The sequence below is a fragment of the Ensifer sp. 22521 genome (assembly GCF_052044795.1).
Taxonomy (GTDB): Bacteria; Pseudomonadota; Alphaproteobacteria; order Rhizobiales; family Rhizobiaceae; genus Ensifer.
The window spans coordinates 1-19,069 of record NZ_JBQENM010000027.1 but is presented as its reverse complement, the minus strand read 5'-3'; the positions used below and the strand labels follow the sequence as shown (position 1 = coordinate 19,069).

At 63.0% G+C, this 19,069-nt stretch carries 19 protein-coding genes; 12 read left to right on the top strand and 7 right to left on the bottom strand.

Annotated features, from left to right (window positions below; all coding sequences use genetic code 11):
* Window positions 1–179 precede the first annotated feature (179 nt).
* From ACTJKE_RS29580 to ACTJKE_RS29570, 3 genes are all read right to left on the bottom strand, one after another.
* Window positions 180–2,066, bottom strand: a complete 1,887-nt coding sequence (locus ACTJKE_RS29580) for a patatin-like phospholipase family protein (RefSeq protein WP_440693376.1) — start codon at window positions 2,064–2,066, stop codon at window positions 180–182.
* Window positions 2,067–2,501: 435 nt separating this feature from the next.
* Window positions 2,502–3,032 carry an MgtC/SapB family protein gene (locus tag ACTJKE_RS29575; protein ID WP_058328004.1) on the bottom strand — a complete coding sequence of 177 codons (531 nt, stop codon included), beginning with the start codon at window positions 3,030–3,032 and terminating at the stop codon, window positions 2,502–2,504.
* A gap of 115 nt (window positions 3,033–3,147) precedes the next feature.
* Window positions 3,148–3,594, bottom strand: coding sequence for a pseudoazurin (locus ACTJKE_RS29570; RefSeq protein ID WP_440693374.1), 447 nt, complete (start codon window positions 3,592–3,594; stop codon window positions 3,148–3,150).
* Between the two features lie 151 nt (window positions 3,595–3,745).
* Between ACTJKE_RS29570 and ACTJKE_RS29565 the strand changes: the two genes are divergently transcribed.
* The 5 genes from ACTJKE_RS29565 (at window position 3,746) to ACTJKE_RS29545 (ending at window position 7,200) form a co-directional block, all read left to right on the top strand.
* Window positions 3,746–4,402 carry a MarR family winged helix-turn-helix transcriptional regulator gene (locus ACTJKE_RS29565; protein WP_058328005.1) on the top strand — a complete coding sequence of 219 codons (657 nt, stop codon included), beginning with the start codon at window positions 3,746–3,748 and terminating at the stop codon, window positions 4,400–4,402.
* A 211-nt stretch (window positions 4,403–4,613) separates the two neighbouring features.
* The gene (locus tag ACTJKE_RS29560) at window positions 4,614–5,162 is read left to right on the top strand and encodes a carboxymuconolactone decarboxylase family protein (RefSeq protein WP_058328006.1); all 549 of its coding nucleotides are present in this window, start codon (window positions 4,614–4,616) and stop codon (window positions 5,160–5,162) included.
* Window positions 5,163–5,210: 48 nt separating this feature from the next.
* The gene (locus tag ACTJKE_RS29555; RefSeq protein ID WP_082663586.1) at window positions 5,211–5,774 is read left to right on the top strand and encodes a redoxin domain-containing protein; all 564 of its coding nucleotides are present in this window, start codon (window positions 5,211–5,213) and stop codon (window positions 5,772–5,774) included.
* A gap of 12 nt (window positions 5,775–5,786) precedes the next feature.
* On the top strand, window positions 5,787–6,494 hold the full coding sequence (locus ACTJKE_RS29550) for a glutamine amidotransferase (RefSeq protein WP_058328017.1): 708 nt from the start codon (window positions 5,787–5,789) through the stop codon (window positions 6,492–6,494).
* Window positions 6,487–7,200 (top strand): MOSC domain-containing protein, encoded by a 714-nt coding sequence (locus tag ACTJKE_RS29545; protein ID WP_058328007.1) that lies wholly within the window; start codon window positions 6,487–6,489, stop codon window positions 7,198–7,200. The genes ACTJKE_RS29550 and ACTJKE_RS29545 overlap by 8 nt, the downstream gene beginning before the upstream one ends.
* On the opposite strand, the gene ACTJKE_RS29540 is transcribed toward ACTJKE_RS29545, so the two are convergent.
* Window positions 7,190–8,674 (bottom strand): FAD/NAD(P)-binding protein, encoded by a 1,485-nt coding sequence (locus ACTJKE_RS29540; protein ID WP_440693372.1) that lies wholly within the window; start codon window positions 8,672–8,674, stop codon window positions 7,190–7,192. The two genes, ACTJKE_RS29545 and ACTJKE_RS29540, sit on opposite strands and share 11 nt — an antisense overlap.
* The gene (gene ssuD / locus ACTJKE_RS29535; RefSeq protein ID WP_058328018.1) at window positions 8,671–9,852 is read right to left on the bottom strand and encodes an FMNH2-dependent alkanesulfonate monooxygenase; all 1,182 of its coding nucleotides are present in this window, start codon (window positions 9,850–9,852) and stop codon (window positions 8,671–8,673) included. Before ssuD ends, ACTJKE_RS29540 begins: the two co-directional genes overlap by 4 nt.
* A gap of 186 nt (window positions 9,853–10,038) precedes the next feature.
* Between ssuD and ACTJKE_RS29530 the strand changes: the two genes are divergently transcribed.
* The 4 genes from ACTJKE_RS29530 to ACTJKE_RS29515 all read left to right on the top strand — a co-directional run bounded on the left by ACTJKE_RS29530 (window position 10,039) and on the right by ACTJKE_RS29515 (window position 13,493).
* On the top strand, window positions 10,039–10,587 hold the full coding sequence (locus ACTJKE_RS29530) for a flavin reductase family protein (RefSeq protein WP_082663588.1): 549 nt from the start codon (window positions 10,039–10,041) through the stop codon (window positions 10,585–10,587).
* A gap of 179 nt (window positions 10,588–10,766) precedes the next feature.
* Window positions 10,767–11,774 carry a taurine ABC transporter substrate-binding protein gene (gene tauA, locus ACTJKE_RS29525; protein ID WP_058328008.1) on the top strand — a complete coding sequence of 336 codons (1,008 nt, stop codon included), beginning with the start codon at window positions 10,767–10,769 and terminating at the stop codon, window positions 11,772–11,774.
* Window positions 11,775–11,853: 79 nt separating this feature from the next.
* Window positions 11,854–12,645: an ABC transporter ATP-binding protein gene (locus ACTJKE_RS29520; protein WP_113515361.1), complete on the top strand. Its 792-nt coding sequence runs from the start codon at window positions 11,854–11,856 to the stop codon at window positions 12,643–12,645.
* Window positions 12,642–13,493: an ABC transporter permease subunit gene (locus ACTJKE_RS29515; RefSeq protein ID WP_058328010.1), complete on the top strand. Its 852-nt coding sequence runs from the start codon at window positions 12,642–12,644 to the stop codon at window positions 13,491–13,493. Before ACTJKE_RS29520 ends, ACTJKE_RS29515 begins: the two co-directional genes overlap by 4 nt.
* A 26-nt stretch (window positions 13,494–13,519) precedes the next feature.
* Here ACTJKE_RS29515 and ACTJKE_RS29510 read toward each other — a convergent pair whose 3' ends face one another.
* Both ACTJKE_RS29510 and ACTJKE_RS29505 read right to left on the bottom strand, forming a co-directional pair.
* Complete coding sequence (locus tag ACTJKE_RS29510) at window positions 13,520–14,926, bottom strand: FAD/NAD(P)-binding protein (protein ID WP_058328011.1); 1,407 nt, start codon at window positions 14,924–14,926, stop codon at window positions 13,520–13,522.
* Window positions 14,927–15,238: 312 nt separating this feature from the next.
* Window positions 15,239–15,832: an RBBP9/YdeN family alpha/beta hydrolase gene (locus ACTJKE_RS29505; protein ID WP_440693370.1), complete on the bottom strand. Its 594-nt coding sequence runs from the start codon at window positions 15,830–15,832 to the stop codon at window positions 15,239–15,241.
* Window positions 15,833–16,251: 419 nt separating this feature from the next.
* Between ACTJKE_RS29505 and cysT the strand changes: the two genes are divergently transcribed.
* From cysT to ACTJKE_RS29490, 3 genes are all read left to right on the top strand, one after another.
* Complete coding sequence (gene cysT, locus ACTJKE_RS29500; RefSeq protein WP_440660708.1) at window positions 16,252–17,112, top strand: sulfate ABC transporter permease subunit CysT; 861 nt, start codon at window positions 16,252–16,254, stop codon at window positions 17,110–17,112.
* Window positions 17,102–18,004: a sulfate ABC transporter permease subunit CysW gene (cysW, locus tag ACTJKE_RS29495; protein ID WP_113515237.1), complete on the top strand. Its 903-nt coding sequence runs from the start codon at window positions 17,102–17,104 to the stop codon at window positions 18,002–18,004. The genes cysT and cysW overlap by 11 nt, the downstream gene beginning before the upstream one ends.
* A gap of 13 nt (window positions 18,005–18,017) precedes the next feature.
* On the top strand, window positions 18,018–19,069 hold a 1,052-nt coding region (locus ACTJKE_RS29490; RefSeq protein WP_440639824.1), incomplete at its 3' end, for a sulfate/molybdate ABC transporter ATP-binding protein.

The window sequence follows — 19,069 nt, the reverse complement described above, 5'->3', positions numbered from 1 at the left end:
AGTTCGAGCCGCAGCCTGTCCGAGGGCTCTCTATTTATTGATCTTTCTCAACACCAAACGAAATAGCCGATGTGGGCTAATCCCCCACAAGGCTATCCTAAAATACTACAACCGCAAGAGGACGGTGACAATTCGGAATGAGCGATGCTATTCATCCGGGACTCCCGGACAATCACGTTTCACCGCCCCTTTTCAACCACCGAATACGCCCTGTTACCGATAGTCTGCGACAGCTCGTGCCCAGGCTGAATGCCAAGTATCTGCAGGAGCTTCGGGTCGCTCTCGGTGAGGTGGTCCTCGATCCATCGTTTCGTCCAGTCGTAAGCTTCGACGTAGAGCTCCGAATGCCGGCTCCAGTCCATGAACCCGATTGCGCTCGAAATTGGCGGGGAGACGAGCAGGTCGCGTTCACCGAGCATGACTTCTTCCGGCCTGTGTGCCAGCACGCTCGCCGTAATCACCTGGATCACGCTCGGGACCTTCGGCAGATTGGCACGACCGAAGGGTGTGAGCATCCGCACCGCCAGTTCGGACGCTCCCGGGATGCTGTCATAGTCGATATGATGTTTCCGTGGTCCGTCGGACCCCAGGCTCGCGACCACATTGGGGCCGGTTTTGAGTTCTTTCATCTGCTCCAGCGGCAGATTGTTCATGATGGCGCCATCGACAAGCATATCTCCTTCGGCCGTAAAGAACGGCGGCAGGACGCCGGGGATCGAGCCTGACGCCCTGACAGCCTGCCAAAGTTTTCCCCGGCGATGGACATGCGCCTGCCGGCTGCTGAGATTGGTCGATAGAGCGAAGAACGGAAGCCAGAGGTCCTCGATCAGAACGTCGCCATATTCCGCCTGCAGCGTGCGGTCGAGCACCTTGTGATCGAGCAGCGCATATTGCGGCAAGGTGAGGCGACGAAACGCGCGGCTCTTGACGAAGATGAGGTGCGTTCCCCGATCGATGGCGTCGGCGTCCAATCCGCTGGCGAAGCCAGCCATGATTGCGGCTCCGGAACTGGTGCCGCCAAGATAGTCGAAGGATGCACCCGCCTCGACGAATGCCTTGTAGACACCGATATGCGCGCAGCCGAGCGAGCCCCCGCCGGCGGCGACAAAGCCCCTGGCCTCACCTGAGAGGAAACGGACCAGACGTTCGACATCCAACCGATCTTCCAGCGAAACGTGGTGATGCTGGCGAACGCCGGCCCGTGCGTCGAGCCAGGCGGCGGTTCCGGAAACCGTTGCCGCGCGCGTCCGGTGAACAAGCACAAGCCGAAGGTTGGACGGCGTGTGGACCGAGAGCGCCAGCGCCTCGCAGGGGCTGAGCCCCGGCGGGTCGGATGCATCGGCAAAGAGCAGGACGTTGTCGGCCTGGCGGATACACACACGCGTCCAGTCGCTTGGCTCGTCATCGGCGACATAAACGATGATATCCGCCTTGATCTCGAGATGGTTCAGCCAGTCGAGCACGGGCTGATCGTCGATCGGCAGCCTGGCGAAGCGGTGTTCGAGATCCCTTCGGGTCAAGAACACGACCCGCTTGTCCGCAGCAAATGCGGTGCGGAGCTGTGCGATGAAATCAGGGGAAATACGACTGCGGCCCGCAGGAACGATCGCCAGCGTCCGAAGCCTGCAGGGCTGCTGCGCCAGCGCTGGAGACTGCATGGCGAACCGGCGCGCGAGAAACGTCGTCACCGACTGGCGCAGGCTGGGCAACGCCTTTGCAGCCCTCTCGAACTGGTCGTCGCGAATCTCGAGTACTATGGAATCACGCGCTGCAATCACGGTGGCAATGCGGGGCAGCGCGGCAAAGAAGCCGACCTCACCGACAAGCTCGCCCTGGCCGATCTCGGCGACGGGCTGGGCAGCTCCCTCGCGGTGCACCGTGAAGCGGCCCGACAGAACGACGAAGAAGCGGTCCGAGCGGTCTCCCTCACGAACGAGAATCTCGCCGCGGCGCAAGATCCTGCGATCGGAGTTGGCGGCCAGAGCCTCCAGTGCGGACAAAGACGTCTGGTCGAACAACAGCGTCGCCGATAGCAATTTGGCAGCAAAGGAACCGGTAGAGTCCATCGAGCCTTCCTAGTTGCAGCGTCTGTTGACTTTACCGGTTCCGACAGGAATTGCCGAACAGATTTGGTGCGATCCGCCATCGACCAGGAGCGCGGTGTGCTCAAACCGTCGACGAGCCGCGCTGTTTGTTCGGCTATCCTCCCGCCAATTAGATGAGATAAATGGCGCAATATCTTGTTTAGATAGGTATATTCGATCTACCGGAAAGACCAATCGCTGCCATGCGGACGAGAAGCAGTACGCTTCCAGCCCGCCAGAATCTTTCCCTGCACAACGCTCTGCCGGTCTGGGATTTCACGAGAATGAGCTGGGAAAGAGATCCCGTATAGCAAGCAATAATAAATATAAAAATCAAAATAGTAGCGTCGTTAACTCATGCAAATTGATAACTTTTTTAGATGGCCGGGCGCTCGAGCATATCACGTGGGGTCAACCCTAACGCCTGGCGTGGGTATTGCTGGCCTCGTCCTGTGGTTCGACGTCCGGCTTTTGGTGGGGCATTGCCCGCGCCTCGATGGAGCCGATGACGAAGAGGACGGAGAAGGCACAGGCAACCGCAAGGCCGCCGACGACCCATTGACCGAAGCCCACCGCAAGACCGATGGCCCCCGCGAGCCAGAGGCTGGCGCCGGTCGTTATCCCCTGAACTTCCCCCCTGGAAAGCACGATGGTGCCGGCGGCGAGAAAGGCGACGCCCGCCGTCACCGCTTCCACAACCCGCAACGGATCGAGGCGGACGCGATCGTCGAAGAAGCCTCCGAGACGGACGCTTTCGAGCGAGATGATGCCGAAGGTGCAGGCGGCAAGGCAGACGAGCATGTGGGTCTTGAGCCCCGCCGGCCGCGCCTTTGCCTCGCGCTCGAAGCCGATGACGGCACCTAAAAACAGCGCACCGAGGATGCGCGCAAATATGACGGGATAGGGAATCTGTGAAGGCGGGAACAATTCGGCGGTGATCTGATCCATGCGGAACCAACGCGAAGCCTTCGCATTGGTTCCGCATGATGGCGTCGCGCCTCACCCAGTGCGCGGTCGCCAGGAGCGGCCTGTCCCCACCCCGCTCCGAAGCGTAGCCTAACGCTTAGTTTCCGAGCGCCGCCAGGGCGGCATCCAGGCGCTCCTGCGCCTTCTTCGGGTTCTTGGCAGCCTTCACGGCGTCGAGGTTGGCAGGAGCGTCGCCGACCTGGACAACGCCGACCATGCCCATGCCGTAGTGCGGGGTGCATTTGACGGCGTAGACCCCGGGAGCGGTGAAAGTCACCTTGTAGTTTTCATTGATCTTGCTTTTGAAAGCCTCGACGCCATCCGGGATCATGCCCTTGATGGATTCGACATTGTGCCCCTTGTCGGTCGGCATGAAGGTGACCGTGTCACCGGGCGCAACTTTCAGCGATGCCGGCTCGAACACCATCGCACCATCCTTGCCCTTGTTCAGCATGTGCACTTCGAAGTCTGCAGTGGCTGCAGGTGCTGCGACAAGCATTGCCGCGATGGCGATACCCAATCCGCTCTTGATTGCATTCAACATCGTCTTCTCCATTTGAGCGACCAGCCCGTGCTCGGGTTGTTCGAACAGAGAAATAGGCCCGCGATCCCCCCTCTACTTTGATGCGCGTCAAATTCGCGGCGCTTTTCCAACGCTCATTGACAATACATAGGATCCCTATACAAATGACGCCATGAGCAACGAACCTGGTAATACACCCACCTTGGTCGACCGGATTGGTGACGGGCTATCGCGCGTGGCAACGGCCAAGCGCAGCGAGGCCTGGACGACCGCCGAGGCGATCGGCCTCAATCCGACGCAATTGCAAATACTCACCTTTCTCGTCGCCCGCGACCGAAGCGGTATGCGCGTCAAGCAGATCGCCGCCTATCTCGGCGTCAGCCAGCCGACCACGACGGATTCGGTCAACGCGCTCCTGCGCAAGGGGCTCGTCGAGAAACGGGCCGACCCCAACGACGCGCGGGCCCTTTCAGTCGCGGCGACGCTGCAGGGCGAAGCTGCGGTTCGCCAGGCCGGTCAACTGGCATCGGCCACGCAGGACGCCATCGCCGCGCTTTCCAAGCTCGAGCAGCAGGACCTGTTGATACACCTCGTCAGGATCATCCGCCGCCTGCAGTCGGCTGGCGCCATTCCGGAACAGCGCATGTGCGTCAACTGTCGCTACTTCCGCCCCCATGTCTACGACGATCCGAAGGCACCGCACCATTGCGCCTTCGTCGATGCCGCATTCGGGCCGGCGGAGTTGCGCGTTGACTGCGGTGAATTTGAAAGCGCCGACGATGCGGACCGGGACGCTGCCTGGCGGGTTTTCAACCGCGGCGCGGCCTGAAATGAGAATGAAAGGAAACACACGCGCCGGCAGCCGAGCCGGGCGCAAGACCGAGCGAGCGGCCATGCTCTCGCCACCAGCTTCAACATCGGAGCCCGCGAGCACCGTTCTCAGTACCGCGAGCGGGTGCCGATGATGTCGGCGCCGGTCCGACGACTGCCATCGGCGGACCGGCAATTTTCTCCCTCCACGCAAATAGAAAGAGAAAACCATGAGCAGAATTAATCTAGTTGACCCCAATTCGGCAACCGGCGCCAGTGGCGAGTTGCTTGGCGAGATCCGCTCCGCCTTCGGCATCGCCCCCAACATGTTCCGGGCGGTCGCCAACTCGCCGGCTGCCCTTGCCAGCATGTGGGGTTCTTTCGGCGCGCTCGGAAACGGCCGTCTCGGCGCCAAGCTCGGCGAGCAGATCGCCGTTGCCGTCGCCGACCGCAACGATTGCAACTATTGCCTGGCCGCCCATACCGCGCTTGGCCGCAAGGCCGGGGCGACCGCGGAAGAAATGGCGAATGCGCAACGGGGCAAGTCGTCCGACCCGAAGACGGCGGCGGCGTTGACCTTCGCCCAAAAACTCGTCGAAGCACGCGGCCAGATCACTGATGCCGAAGTGCGGGCGCTGCGTGATGCCGGTTACGACGATCAGGATGTCGTCGAGATCATCGCCCATGTCGCGCTCAATCTCTTCACGAACTACATCAACGTCGCGCTTGCCGTACCGGTCGATTTCCCCGGTGTGAAGCTCGTTCGCGAAGCGGCCTGACAAGGCGGCCGGACGGCAGCGCCCGTCCGGCCATCTCCGGAGATGACAATGAACAGCAACTATCGGATCGCCGCCCCGGAACTCGCCGTTTCGACCTGGTTCAATACGCCTGCGCCTTTCAGCCTCGAACGGCTGCGCGGCCGGGTCGTTTTCCTCCATGCCTTTCAGATGCTCTGCCCCGCCTGTGTATCGCACGGCCTGCCGCAGACTCAGCGCGTCCAGACCGTCTTTCGCGAGACCGACCTGCAGGTCATCGGCCTGCATTCGGTGTTCGAGCATCACGCGGTCATGACGCCGGACGCGCTCAAGGCCTTCATTCACGAATACCGGCTGACCTTCCCGATCGCCGTCGATCAGCCATCGGATGACGGGCCGATCCCGAAGACGATGGAGCGCTACGGTATGCGCGGCACGCCAACTGCGATCATCATCGGCCGTGACGGTCACGTTGAACACCATCACTTCGGGATCGAAGACGACATGGTCATCGGCGCGCGCCTCGCCACGCTGCTCGCGACCCCGATCCCGGACTTCTCTGCCGCTGGTCCGGAAGCGCTCGGGTGCACGAGCGACGGCTGCACGGTCCCCAACACGCATGATGGACGCCGCTAGAGGAGACGGATGATGACTGCAAGGAAGGCCGTCGCCGTGCGGCATGTGCATTTCGAAGACCTTGGCACCTTTGCGGATCCGCTGCATGCGGCGGGGTTTGCCATCGAGTATCGAGATGTCGGCGATGCAGACTATCTTTCGTTCGATCCGATCGAGCCGGATCTTCTCGTCGTGCTCGGCGGCCCGATCGGCGTCTATGAGGAGGCGGCCTACCCCTACGTCGCAAAAGAGATCGCGATGCTGCAAGCGCGTCTTTCCGCAGATCGGCCAACGCTTGGCATTTGCCTGGGTGCGCAACTGATCGCTCGGGCGCTCGGCGCTCGCGTCTATTCGTCCGGCATCAAGGAGATCGGTTTCTCACCGCTGAGCCTCTCTGCTTCAGGCCTCGCCTCACCTCTCAGTCATCTCGCCGACGTTTCCGTGTTGCACTGGCATGGCGATACCTATGACCTGCCGCCCGGCGCTGACTTGCTGGCGTCGACGCAGCAGATCGCACAGCAGGCCTTCATGCGCGGGCGCAAGATTCTTGGCCTGCAGTTTCATCCTGAGGCTGAAACGGGTGCTGCCTTCGAACGCTGGCTGGTCGGCCATGCCTGCGAACTGGCGGCGGCAGGATTGAGCGTGCCGGATCTTCGTGCCGATGCCCAGCGCTTCGGCCCCAGTCTGGAGCGCGCCGCCGCAGCGATGATTGGCGATTGGCTGGAGCAGATCGATGATTGATCGGCAGCCGATCTCCCTCGACGCCTTGCTCGTCGGCAGCCTCGCGCCGATCGACGATCGGGGGACGCTGAGCGGCATCGACAAACATCCGCTGGACGGCGCCGTTGAGCTCTGTGCCACCGGCTTTTCCGGCGATCATCAGGGCGATCTCAAAAGGCACGGCGGTGTCGACAAGGCGGTGCATCACTACCCCCGGGATCATTATCGGGCCTGGACGGACGAGATCGGCTCCATACCGCTGTTAAAACAGCCGGGCGCCTTCGGCGAAAATCTCTCGACCCTGGGGCTGACGGAGGGCGATGTCGCGGTCGGAGATCGGTTTCGCCTCGGCGGCGCCCTTCTGGAAGTGAGCCAGGGCCGGCAGCCCTGCTGGAAATTGAACCGCCGCTTCGACTTGCCCGACATGGCGCGGCGCCTTCAGCAATCCGGCCGCACCGGCTGGTACTATCGCGTCATCGAAGCCGGACTGGTTTCGGCCGGCGACCGATTGCACCTCGTCGAGCGCCGTCATCCCGAGTGGACGATCGCCCGGCTCTGGCACTTTCTCTACGTCGATACGCTCAATCGCCACGCGCTTGAAGAGATCGCCAATCTTGCCATTCTTCCATCCAGCTGGCGGGACTATGCGACCAAGCGCCTGCAGACGCGCACGGTCGAGGACTGGTCGCTGCGTCTCGATGGTGAAACCACGCCGGTCAACGGCTAGCGGCGCCGCGAACGGTCGTTACCGGCCTCTGCTGAATTTTTGCCACGGAAGCGACACGTCGGCCGCTTCGCTCAGGCTTCAGCAGCATGCCTGCAATCTCTTCGGCGACGAAAATCGCTTGATCGTTGACCTGTGGCAGGCCCATGAGCTCCCCGAAGGTACCGCGCGCCAGCGGTCCGGCAACGATGAGCGATGGCTCAGCCGTGCCGTTCACCCCGATCGCGCGGCTTGCCTCGTCGCAGGCGAGGCCCAAGCCCACGTCATCCAGACGTAGCCATCCCTGTGAAGCAAGGTCTGCAAGCCAGGCCTGACTCGAGAGAATGCCAGTATGAGCCGGGCCGGTCGTCACCACACAGGCATCGAACAGCAGGCGCTCCCGGTGACCGGTGTGTCGGTGACGGATATCGACGGCGATGACATGACCGCGTCTCCACACCTCCTCGACCGAAGCGCCGAGGATTCGGAGCCGCCCTTGCTCCAGCCCATGCAGGATCGTTCCATCGATCTGCGGCGCCACGCGAAAACGGTGAACGTCCCAGAAGGGACGCAGATGGCGCACGAGGCGGCGGCGCTCCGCCACCGGCAGCGCCCGCCAGATCTGGCCACCCTGGCTGCGAAGCGCGTCGAAAACCCCATGCCAGCTCGTGCCGATATCGGCCGCGTCCTGCACGGCACGTCGGACGCGCTTCAGCAATTCGAGCGCGGTTCGCACCGGGTCGCTGGTGAAATCGCCGAACGGCTCCTGGGGCACTCCGGCATGGCCGCGTGACCGCAAGCCCCGGCGTGAAAGGGCGACGACCGGCCCGCGATGATCGGCGAGCCCCAGCGAGGCAATCACGTCGGCTGCCGTCAGCCCGTTTCCGACGACAAGGACGCGATCATCGGCGCGGATGCAGGCCAGGGAACCTGCGACCGTGGAATCCGCCACATAGCGCGGGTGGCCGTCAAGCGCCTGATCCAGGCGCCGCGGGGCACAGGGCGCCGGATGGGTGGTGGCGATAACGACGATATCGGCCAGCAGTTCGGTGCCGGCTGAACTGCTCAGCCGCCAACGATCCCCGTGACGATCGATATGCGCGACACGTTCGCGCCGATGCTCGACCTTTCCACTTTTCAGGAACGGTGCGACGAACTCGCAGACGTAGCGACCAAAGACCGCTCGGCGCGGATAGAGATTGCCATCGACCGCCAGAGCCTCGGGGTCGCCGCGCGGTTCACCTTTTGCCGCCATCCAGTTGAGGAAATCGTCAGGATCGTCGGGGATCAGGCTCATGCGCGCGGCCGGCACATTGATACGGTGCGCAGGATTGTCCGTGTCATAGGCGAGGCCCGCGCCGAGGCGCGCCCGCGGCTCGAAGACGATGATGGTCGCGCCGTCGCTTGCTACGTTCCGCGCGAGATTTGCAGCAACCGCCGCCCCGGTGAAGCCGCCGCCGACGATTGCGATCACGGTGCGGCGCGCCGGTCCTGTCACGATTGGGAAACCTTCAGTTTCGGACGATGATCGCCGGCAATCGTCTCGCCAAACGGGCCGGTGTTGATCGACGCTTCGCGGGCCGGAACCGCATGGGCAAGCGGCAGGTTCGGCAGCACCAGTTCACCGAAACGATAGGCCTCCTCCAGATGCGGATAGCCAGACAGGATGAAACTATCGATACCCGCCTGGCGGTATTCCTCCATGCGAGCCTTCACCTGGTCGGGGTCGCCGACAAGGGCCGTGCCCGCGCCGCCGCGCACCAAGCCGACCCCGGCCCAGAGGTTCGGAGCGACTTCAAGTTTGTCCCGTCGGCCGCCATGCAGGCGGCTCATGCGGCTCTGACCAACCGAATCCATACGCTCGAACACCTTCTGTGCGGCGGCAATCGTGTCGTCATCGACATATTGTATCAGTTCGTCGGCCGCCTGCCATGCCTCCTTGGCGGTTTCACGCACGATCACATGAAGGCGAATGCCGAAGGTCAGGTCCCTGCCCTCGGCGTCGGCGAGCGCACGAACTTCGGCAATCTTCCTGGCAACGTCTTCGACAGGCTCTCCCCAGGTCAGGTACTTGTCGATCGTGCGCGCCGCCACTTCCTGGCCCTTGCCTGAGGAGCCGCCGAAATAGAGCGGCGGATGCGGCTTCTGCACCGGCTGAAACAGAAGCTTCCCGCCCTCGATATCGAAGTGGTTTCCCTTGAAATCGACTTCTTCACCGCGAAGCACGGCTTTGTAAATGTTGAGGAATTCCTCGGTCACCTCGTAGCGCTCCGTGTGCGAGAAGTGGATACCGTCGCCCTTGTTTTCGATCGGGTCGCCGCCGGTGACGACGTTGATCAGAAGCCGCCCATTCGAGAGCCGGTCGAGCGTCGCCGTCATGCGCGCCGCCAGCGTCGGTGATAGAAGCCCTGGCCGCACCGCAATCAGAAACCGCAGTTTCTCCGTGAGCGGCGCCAGCGCCGAGGCAACGACCCAGCTGTCTTCGCAGCTACGGCCCGTCGGAATGAGAACGCCGTAATAGCCGAGCGAATCGGCCGCCTGAGCCACCTGCTTCAGATAGTTGATATCGACATTGCGGCCGCCACGTATGGTGCCGAGATAGCGGCTGTCGCCGTGGGTCGGCAGAAACCAGAGAACATTGATCTTTTCAGGGATTTTCACGGGTGCAGTGTTCATCGGCAAATGCCTCCTCGCAAGTTCGCTTTCGGCAGCCATGATCGCCTCGCCGACTATAAAAAACATAAACTCTATAAAATTTATTGACAATCAAAAATCGGGCTATCATTTTTGATGCGAGGAAAAATTTTTCTCGTATCGCTGGTTTGCGATCGGGAATTAGGCGAAATTTTCGAGGGACTGGCCATGACGATCGCGCTCGCCGCATCTCCAGCATTCGACGCAAGTATTCCAACCAGCAATGGCTACGAACCGATCACGGCGCCCGCCCTCAAGGCGGCGATGCGCAATTTCTCAGGGGGCGTCTCCGTGATCACTGCCGGCATCGGGGACGACCGGACGGGTGCCACCGTCACCTCGGCGACGGCGCTGTCGGTGGACCCGCCGACCATGATCGTCAATATCAACCGGACGTCTTCGACCTGGCCGATCATCCAGCGCTACCGGCATTTCTGCGTCAACGTCCTCTCGCGAGAGCACCAGAGGGTGGCGGAGCGCTTCTCCGGCCTGGATGGAGCCAAGGGCTCTGCCCGCTACGAGGGAGCCGACTGGGTGAGGCTGGCAAGCGGCGCGTCGGCATTGAGCGGCGCGCTGGCCGCGATCGACTGCGAGGTTGAGGAAATCATCGAGCGCCACAGCCACGCCATCATCCTCGGCCGGGTCGTGGCGATCAGCGCGGGCTCCGGCGAGCCGATCGTCTACCACAACGGCCGCTACGGCGGTCTTGATCTCTAGCCTCGCTGCGAGCCCACGGCAGGCGCACGAAGCTGCGCGGAAACGCCTCAATTTTGGAATGGGACCACTGCAGTTCAGAGAAATGCGGAATAAATTATCTATATAAAATCCACCTTTTTATCAGCATTGTGATGAGGCTCCGGAGCGGGGCCAGGACCCCAACCGTTAAGGAGCACACAATGACGATCCGCAGACGCACCCTTCTTGCCGCAAGCGCGGCCCTGCTTCTGGCCAGCCAGACCACCTTCCCCGCTCTCGCCGCCGAAACGACGTTTACAATCGGTTACCAACCGATCGTCGAGCCGTCTCGGGTGCCGCAGGCGGTTGGCACCTACGAAAAAATCACCGGAGCCAAGATCACCTGGCAAAAGTTTGATGGCGGCGCCGACGTGATCGCCGCGCTCGCCTCCGGGTCGATCGACATCGGCTATGTCGGCTCGTCGCCGCTCGCCGCTGCCGCCAGCCGGCAGCTCCCCCTCGAAACCATCTTCGTCGTCGGACTGATCAGCGAAGCCGAGGCCCTCGCCGTCAAGGGCATCGACAAGCCGGAGCAGCTTGCCGGCAAGAAGATCGCGACCCCCTTCGTTTCGACGGCGCATTACAGCCTGCTCACGGCGCTGAAACACTGGAACATCGATCCGAAGTCGGTCGAAATCCTCAACCTTCGCCCCCCGGAAATCGCAGCTGCCTGGCAGCGCGGCGATATCGACGGCGCCTATGTCTGGGATCCGGTGCTTTCCGAGATCAAGAAGACCGCAACCGTGCTTGCGACCTCGAGCGACGTGGCGAAATGGGGAGGTCCTACCTTCGATGCCTGGATCGTCAGCAAGAAGTTTGCCGAGGAGCATCCGGATATCGTGACTGGCTTCGTCAAGGTGACTGGCGACGCCTATGCGGATTACCGCGCAAAGCCGGAAAGCTGGAACGCCGGTTCGCCTGAGGTGGAGAAGATCGCCCGCCTGACAGGCGCAAAGCCCGAGGACGTGCCGACGCTCCTCAAGGGCTATTACTTCCCTTCGCTTGAAGAGCAGGCAGGCTCTGATCTTCTCGGCGGAGCGACGGCCAAGGCCATCGCCGAGACTTCGGCCTTCCTGCTTGAGCAGGGCAAGATTCCCGCGGTGCTTCCGGATTACACGCCCTACGTCTCCGCGCGATGGGCGCAGGAGGCAGCGAAGCTCTCGTTCTGAGACCACCCCGTTCGAGAGCTCGCCCGGCTCATGAAGCCGGGCGAGCATGCCAGCGCGCCACCCAGCATGGAACAGCAGGATGTCCGTACTTTCGCTCGAAAATATCACGCTGCGTTATGCAGCTCCCGACAGCAGGGCCGCCCCTGTCCTCGCTTCCATTGGCCTCAAGATCGCCCGTGACGAATTCGTCGTCGTCATCGGTCGCTCCGGCTCGGGTAAGACCAGTCTTCTCAATCTGGCGGCTGGCTTCGTGGCGGCAAGCAGCGGTCAGGTCTGCGTCGATGGCCGGCCAGTTGCGGGTCCGGGTGCAGATCGGGCCGTGGTTTTCCAGAACGATGCGCTCTATCCGTGGCTGACCGCTCTCGACAATGTCGCCTTTCCGCTTCATCTGCGCGGTATTGCGAGGCCGGAGCGGCTGGAGAGAGCGCGCAGCCTCCTCAACCGGGTCGGTTTGCCTGATGCGGCGGACCGACACGTCTGGGAGCTCTCCGGCGGCATGCGCCAGCGGGTCGGTATCGCCAGGGCGCTCGCGTCAGACCCGAAGTTCCTGCTGATGGATGAACCGCTCGGCGCACTCGACGCACTCACGCGCAGCCGGATGCAGGGGTTTCTTCTCGATGTCTGGCAGAAGAGCGGCGTCGGCGCACTCCTGATCACCCATAGTATCGAGGAAGCGCTTCTGCTCGCGACCCGGATCATTGTGCTCGCGCCCAATCCCGGGCGCATCGCCAGCGAGATCGCCACTGCGTTCGGTCGTGATCTTCTGGCCGGTGCACCGCTCGCCGAGATACGCAGTTCGCCTGCGTTCCGGCGCTTGCATGACGAACTGACCGCTCTCATCCATGCCGAAGACGAAGGGATCGCCGCATGAGCCTCTCGATCGAGAGCGCGCCGTCGACGACGCATCAACCGCGCGACATCGTCGAGCAACCGGAACAGGGCACGACGAGATCGCCGCTACCGCTCGCCTGGATATCCCTGGCGACGGTCGTCGCGTTGCTGGCCCTCTGGAGCCTTGCTGCAAGCTATGGTCTCGTCTCGGCGCTCTTCCTGCCCTCGCCGCTCGCCGTCTACAAGGCTCTGCAAAGCCTCGCCGTCACAGGCTTCGTCGACGCGACCCTCGCCCAGCATGTGGGCGCCAGCCTTCTGCGGATTTTCGGCGCTCTTGCAGCCGCAATCCTCCTCGGCGTGCCGGCCGGTATTGCCATCGGCACAAGCCGGCTTGGGAAAGGCATCCTCGATCCGATCGTGGAATTCCTGCGACCCTTGCCGCCGCTTGCCTATTTGCCGTTGGTGATCATCTGGCTGGGGATCGGCGAGGCCTCCAAGATCGCGGTCATTGCGCTCGCAATGTTGCCGCCGATCATTCTGTCCACGGCGACCGGTGTCAAATCCACCTGGAGCGATCACATCAACGCGGCCCGCGCCTTTGGCGCGTCGCGTCTGCAGGTGCTACGCCACGTCATCCTGCCAAGCGCCCTGCCGTCGGTCCTGACCGGGACACGGATTGCGCTTGGTGCAGGCTGGTCGACGCTGGTGGCGGCCGAACTGGTCGCGGCAACACGCGGCCTCGGCTTCATGATCCAGTCTGCTGCCCAGTTTCTGGTGACCGATGTGGTGATCGCCGGCATCGTCGTCATTGCCGCCGTCGCTTTCGTCTTCGAGATGGCGGCACGCCTGCTCGAGCGATGGCTGGTACCGTGGGCGACACGACGCTGACGCCCCGGGGAGATCGCGTTGTACCGTCACCCGGTCTTCAGCGTCACGCGATGCCGGGTGGCGATCAATCGCGCCGCCGCATAGGTCTGCGTCACGATTTCGGGCACCAGGTCGATGTCCGGCAGGCTGCCGACGCCGAGCGGTCCGATCGCATAGAGGTTACGCGTCGGCTGCCCGGCGGCCAGAACCTCGCCAGCCGGGCTGACGGCAATCCCAAGACTGAGTTCGTCCGGCTCCGCCAGGCCACCGGCAAAAAGGCTCTGCATCAGCGGCGCTCGAAGGTCCGGCGCCGAGCAGCGACAGTCGATTACCTGATCGGCGGAAAGCAACGTCTCCTCGTTTTCACCCGCCCAGCGCACCATCAAGCCATCAGGACGGCGCTTGCCCGCCCAGCCCTTCCGAATGGTGGTTTGCCCGCCGGCAAGCTCCTGCTGGAGCCGCAGGTGCAGGGGCGCCGGCAGGCGGTTGCGGTGGCTGTCATAGATCGACCGAAGGTGCCGGTTGAACCGGTGCTTTTCCTCCTCAGGCAAAGATTGCCAGAGAGAGCGAGCGCGCCTGCGCAGGCCATTCATGGCCGCCTGCCAGCCAAGGCCGGCGGCTTCCGCCTCTGCGCAAGCCTGCCGGACGAAGCGGACGATATCGCCGAGCCGGGTCGGCATCGGCTCGACCGGAAAGGTCGGCGCGGCCGCCAGACGCGTATGCGGCTGCGGCAGAAAGCCGTGCCGGGAGAGAATGGTGATCTCGCCGGCAAAGCCGTTGTCGCGCAATTGCAGCAGGCGGTCGACGACGCGAACGCCGCTGCCGAGCAGGGCGGCATGACGCGGCACGACGAGGCGGCGGGCGCGCACCAGCGGCTTCTCCTCCTCGGCGATCTCCATCTCGCCCTGGCGAAGGCCGAAGCCGGTGGCCAACACGACGGCATCACACTCCACCGTTGCTTCCTCCTGCACCACCAGGAAGCGGCCATTGGCTTGCTTGCGTAGCCCCAGTACCGCCTGACAGGAAAGCTGCATTGAAATATCGGGCCGGCGGGTCAGCGCTTCGGAAAAGCGCTGATAGACGTAGTCGCTGAAGATGCTCTTCGGCACGAAAATCTGCTGAAAGCCGGGAATCGCGGCGGAAACGGCCGCGCGGAATTCGGCATTCGCCAACAGCCAGTCATTGAAATCCTCCGGCTGGCCTGCGGCGACCGAAAGGTCGCGCACTCGGCTGTTGAGGATCTCGCCACTCTGGGCGGCGGCCAACACCTGTCCGCCGCTGATCGTCGGCTGCGGATCGAAGAGGTGGACGTGGAACGCAGTCCGCACCGACTTCATCAGCGCAATGGCCATCATCACGCCGGAAAAGCCGCGGCCGATGATAGCGATATGCGGTTTGGCTCGCGCAGCGGCCCCCTCGGGAGCGACCTTCGCAAACAATCCATGGACAGTCATCTGCACTCTCCCATGGCCGGTACTACCCGGCAAAGTCTGAAATGCATGGCTGTTTCGGTTCGGAACGCGGACACCGACCGAATTGTGAATATTGCCGACCGAGGTCTCGATATACGACATAGTCGCGGGGTCGGGAAAACATAGCGCCCGCCGCGGCAGCGGTCGAGCCCGTATCCGTTGTTCTGGTTGGCCTGGCACTTTGGTGCATGGTCATCCCTAGACGGCATACTCTATAAAGTTAGTGCGCTATTAGAGCGCGAAACGATCTGAACATCAAGTGCCATGTGGAAGAGCCCGTCGGGCTAGCTCTCGTTACAAGGCTTCAGGCCAGGCCGCTGAGCGGTCCATCACCTCAAGTTCGATCGGTTGCGCGNCGATGCCGTTCAGCACACGCAACAGATCATAGCCATGCGACCAGCGGCCGAAGCCACTGGCGATATTGATATGGCCGGCATAGCCAAGGTCGACGAGACGGCCACCCCATCGTGTCGAAACGTGCCGCAGGCGGTCGAAAGGCATATAGGGATCGTTGAGGCTGCCGACGACGAGGCTGGAAAAAGGGAGCGGCAGGTCGGGCATCGCGCCGAAATCGATGGCGCCGGGATGCAGGCGGTCGGTGGGGTCAAGGTCGCAGGGCGCAACAAGCAGTGCGCTGCGCACATGTCTTGCCAGGGGACGCCGCGCCAGGTTGGCAACAAGAACCGAGCCGAGGCTGTGGGCCACCAGGTCGACGATTCCGTGCCGGAGGATTTCGCGTTCGAGAGCATCGCGCCAATCATCGAGCCTCGGCCGGTTCCAATCGACCTGTTCGACCAGAGCGGCATCCGGGTGATCTCTCAACCAATGGCGTTGCCAGTGTCCCTCGTCGGACCCGAACAATCCCGGAATGATCAGCGTTTTTGCCATGACATCAATCTCTTGCGAAGGCGATGCGGGAGTTACAACGACCCGTTGCAGGCAGGTCCGGTTCTGGACCGACTATGCGCAACCGACAGACGGCGGAGAAGCAAGGAACGCCTAATATCTATAAAATCGATAGTATTTATTTTCCTGTCTGAAAGCTGCGCCCGCGTGATCGATAATCCGGCATGGAACAATATTCGCAGTAGAGTGTTTCCAGCGACGCGGCTCAAAAGCGAAATCAGTTTCCTTGTGACCCGTCCCAGCGTCAAAAATTTGCGTTGTTGGAGCCCGTGAAATTGTTAGTTTGGCGCCGAAATACACCGGCGCTCTGACAAGCCGGCCAACCGGCGACTTGATGATCGGTTTGGATGAGGGGATGGCGCGACCGTTTGCGGTTGCAGGGCTGAAAAGGTGACTGGAAGTTGACGGACCGACGCAATGGGAGCCGCTGGCGATTTCGCCAGCCGAGTGTTTTGCCTGGTTTTGGGCTGTCGCTCGGGATCACGCTGAGTTGGCTGGTGCTGATCGTGTTGATCCCGCTGTCGGGACTGGTGTGGCGGGCAAGCGGGCTCGGCTGGGCCAAGTTCTTTGAGCTGGCGCTCGATCCGCGCACGCTCAATGCCTTGAAGATCTCGTTCGGCACGGCGTTTCTCGCCGCCGTCATCAACCTCGTCTTCGGCGTCATCCTCGCCTGGGTGCTGGTGCGCTATCGGTTCCCCGGCAAACGGGTGATCGATGCCATGGTCGACCTGCCGTTCGCGCTGCCGACGGCGGTCGCCGGCATTGCCTTGACGACGCTTTATGCCGGCAACGGCTGGATCGGCCAGTTCATCGAGCCGCTCGGCCTGAAGATCGCCTTTACGCCGTCCGGCATCGTCGTCGCGCTGATCTTCGTCGGCCTGCCGTTTGTCGTCAGGACCGTGCAGCCGATCATGGAGGAGATCGACAAGGAGGTGGAAGAAGCCGCAGCCACCCTTGGCGCCAGCCGCTTCCAGACGATCAGCCGGGTGCTGCTGCCGGGGCTGTTGCCGGCCGGCTTGACCGGCTTTGCCCTCGCCTTTGCCCGCGGCGTCGGCGAATACGGCTCGGTGATCTTCATCGCCGGCAACCTGCCTTATGTCTCCGAGATCGCGCCGCTTCTGATCGTCATCAGGCTCGAAGAGTTCAACTACGCCGCCGCCACCGCCATTGCCGCGGTGATGCTGGCGATCTCCTTCGCCATGCTGCTCCTCATCAACTCGATCCAGGCCTGGAGCCGGCGGAGATATGTCTATGTCGCATGATCTGACCGCCAATCCTCTGCCCGCATCCGGCCCACAGCCCGCCCTGCCGGCGCTGGCCGCCGCCACCTCCGAAAGCCGCTTTGCCCGGCTGACCCTGACGATCACCGCCCTTGTCTTCGTCGCGCTGTTTTTGCTGTTGCCGCTTGCCGCCGTCTTCACCGAGGCGCTGCGCAAGGGGGTGGGTGAATTCGTTGCCGCGCTTGGCGACACCGAGACCTTCTCGGCCATCCGCCTGACGCTGATCGTCGCCGTCATCGCCGTGCCGCTCAACCTCGTCTTCGGGGTTGCCGCCGCCTGGGCGATCGCCAAGTTCGAGTTCAAGGGCAAGGCGTTCCTGACGACGCTGATCGACCTGCCGTTCTCGGTCTCGCCGGTCATTTCCGGCCTCGTCTTCGTGCTTCTGTTCGGCTCGCACAGCCTGATCGGTCCCTGGCTGCAGAGCCACGGCATCCAGATCCTGTTTGCCGTGCCCGGGCTGGTGCTCGCCACCGTCTTCGTCACCTTCCCCTTCGTCGCCCGCGAGCTGATCCCGCTGATGCAGGAACAGGGCTCCAGCGACGAGGAGGCGGCACTGTCCTTGGGGGCATCGGGCTGGCAGACCTTCTGGTTCGTGACGCTGCCCAACATCAAATGGGGGCTGCTTTACGGCGTGCTTTTGTGCAACGCCCGCGCCATGGGCGAGTTCGGCGCCGTCTCGGTCGTCTCCGGCCATATCCGCGGCGAGACCAACACCATGCCGTTGCAGGTCGAAATCCTCTATAATGAATACAACTTCGTCGCCGCCTTCGCGGTGGCGGCGTTGCTGGCGCTTCTGGCGCTGATCACCCTGATTTTGAAGACGGCGCTGGAGATCCGCTACAGCGCCGAGATCGCCGCCAGCCGCAGGCATTGAAAGGTCAAACGCTATGGACGTGCGCGTTCACAACATCCGCAAGGAATTCGGCCGCTTCCCGGCGCTCGACGACGTCTCGCTCGATATCCGCTCCGGCGAGCTGATCGCGCTGCTTGGCCCCTCCGGCTCCGGCAAGACGACCTTGCTGCGTCTCGTCGCCGGGCTCGAAAGCCCGACCGGCGGCACGATCTTCTTCGGTGACGAGGACGCCTCGCAAAAGACCGTGCAGCAGCGCAACATCGGCTTCGTCTTCCAGCACTATGCCCTCTTCCGCCACATGACCGTGCTCGACAACGTCGCCTTCGGCCTCAAGGTGCGCCCGTCGGGCCGAAGGCCGCCGGCCGCCGAAATCCGCAAGCGGGCCCTCGACCTGCTCGACCTGGTGCAGCTCTCCGGTCTCGACAAACGCTATCCGGCCCAGCTCTCCGGCGGCCAGCGCCAGCGCGTGGCGCTCGCCCGCGCCATGGCGGTCGAGCCGAACGTGCTGCTGCTCGACGAGCCGTTCGGCGCGCTCGACGCCCAGGTGCGAAAAGAACTGCGCAAGTGGCTGCGCGAGATCCATGACCGCACCGGCCACACGACGATCTTCGTCACCCACGACCAGGAGGAGGCGCTGGAACTGGCAGACCGCGTCGTCGTCATGAGCAAGGGCGCGATCGAACAGGTCGGCACCCCCGACGAGATCTACGACCATCCGGTCTCGCCCTTCGTCTTCGGCTTCATCGGCCAGTCGAACGCGCTCGCCGTCACGCTCCAGAACGGCGAGATCTGGTTCGAGGACCGGCCGATCGGGCTCAGGGCCCCGGCCGAGCCGGACGGGCCTGCCAACCTGCACTTCCGCCCGCACGACATCGAGCTGATCGACGGCTGCGGCGGCTGTCTTGCCGGCCTCGTCACCGCCAGCCGCCGCGTTGCCGGCACCCGCCATCTCGAACTCGATCTTGGCCGCAACCATCCGCATGTCGAGATCGAACTGTCGCCCGAACGCGCCGCCGCCGGCGACCACAGCCGCATCGCCTTCCGGCCGACAAAGTGGAAACTCTTCAGAGACAACAGAGAGCAGGC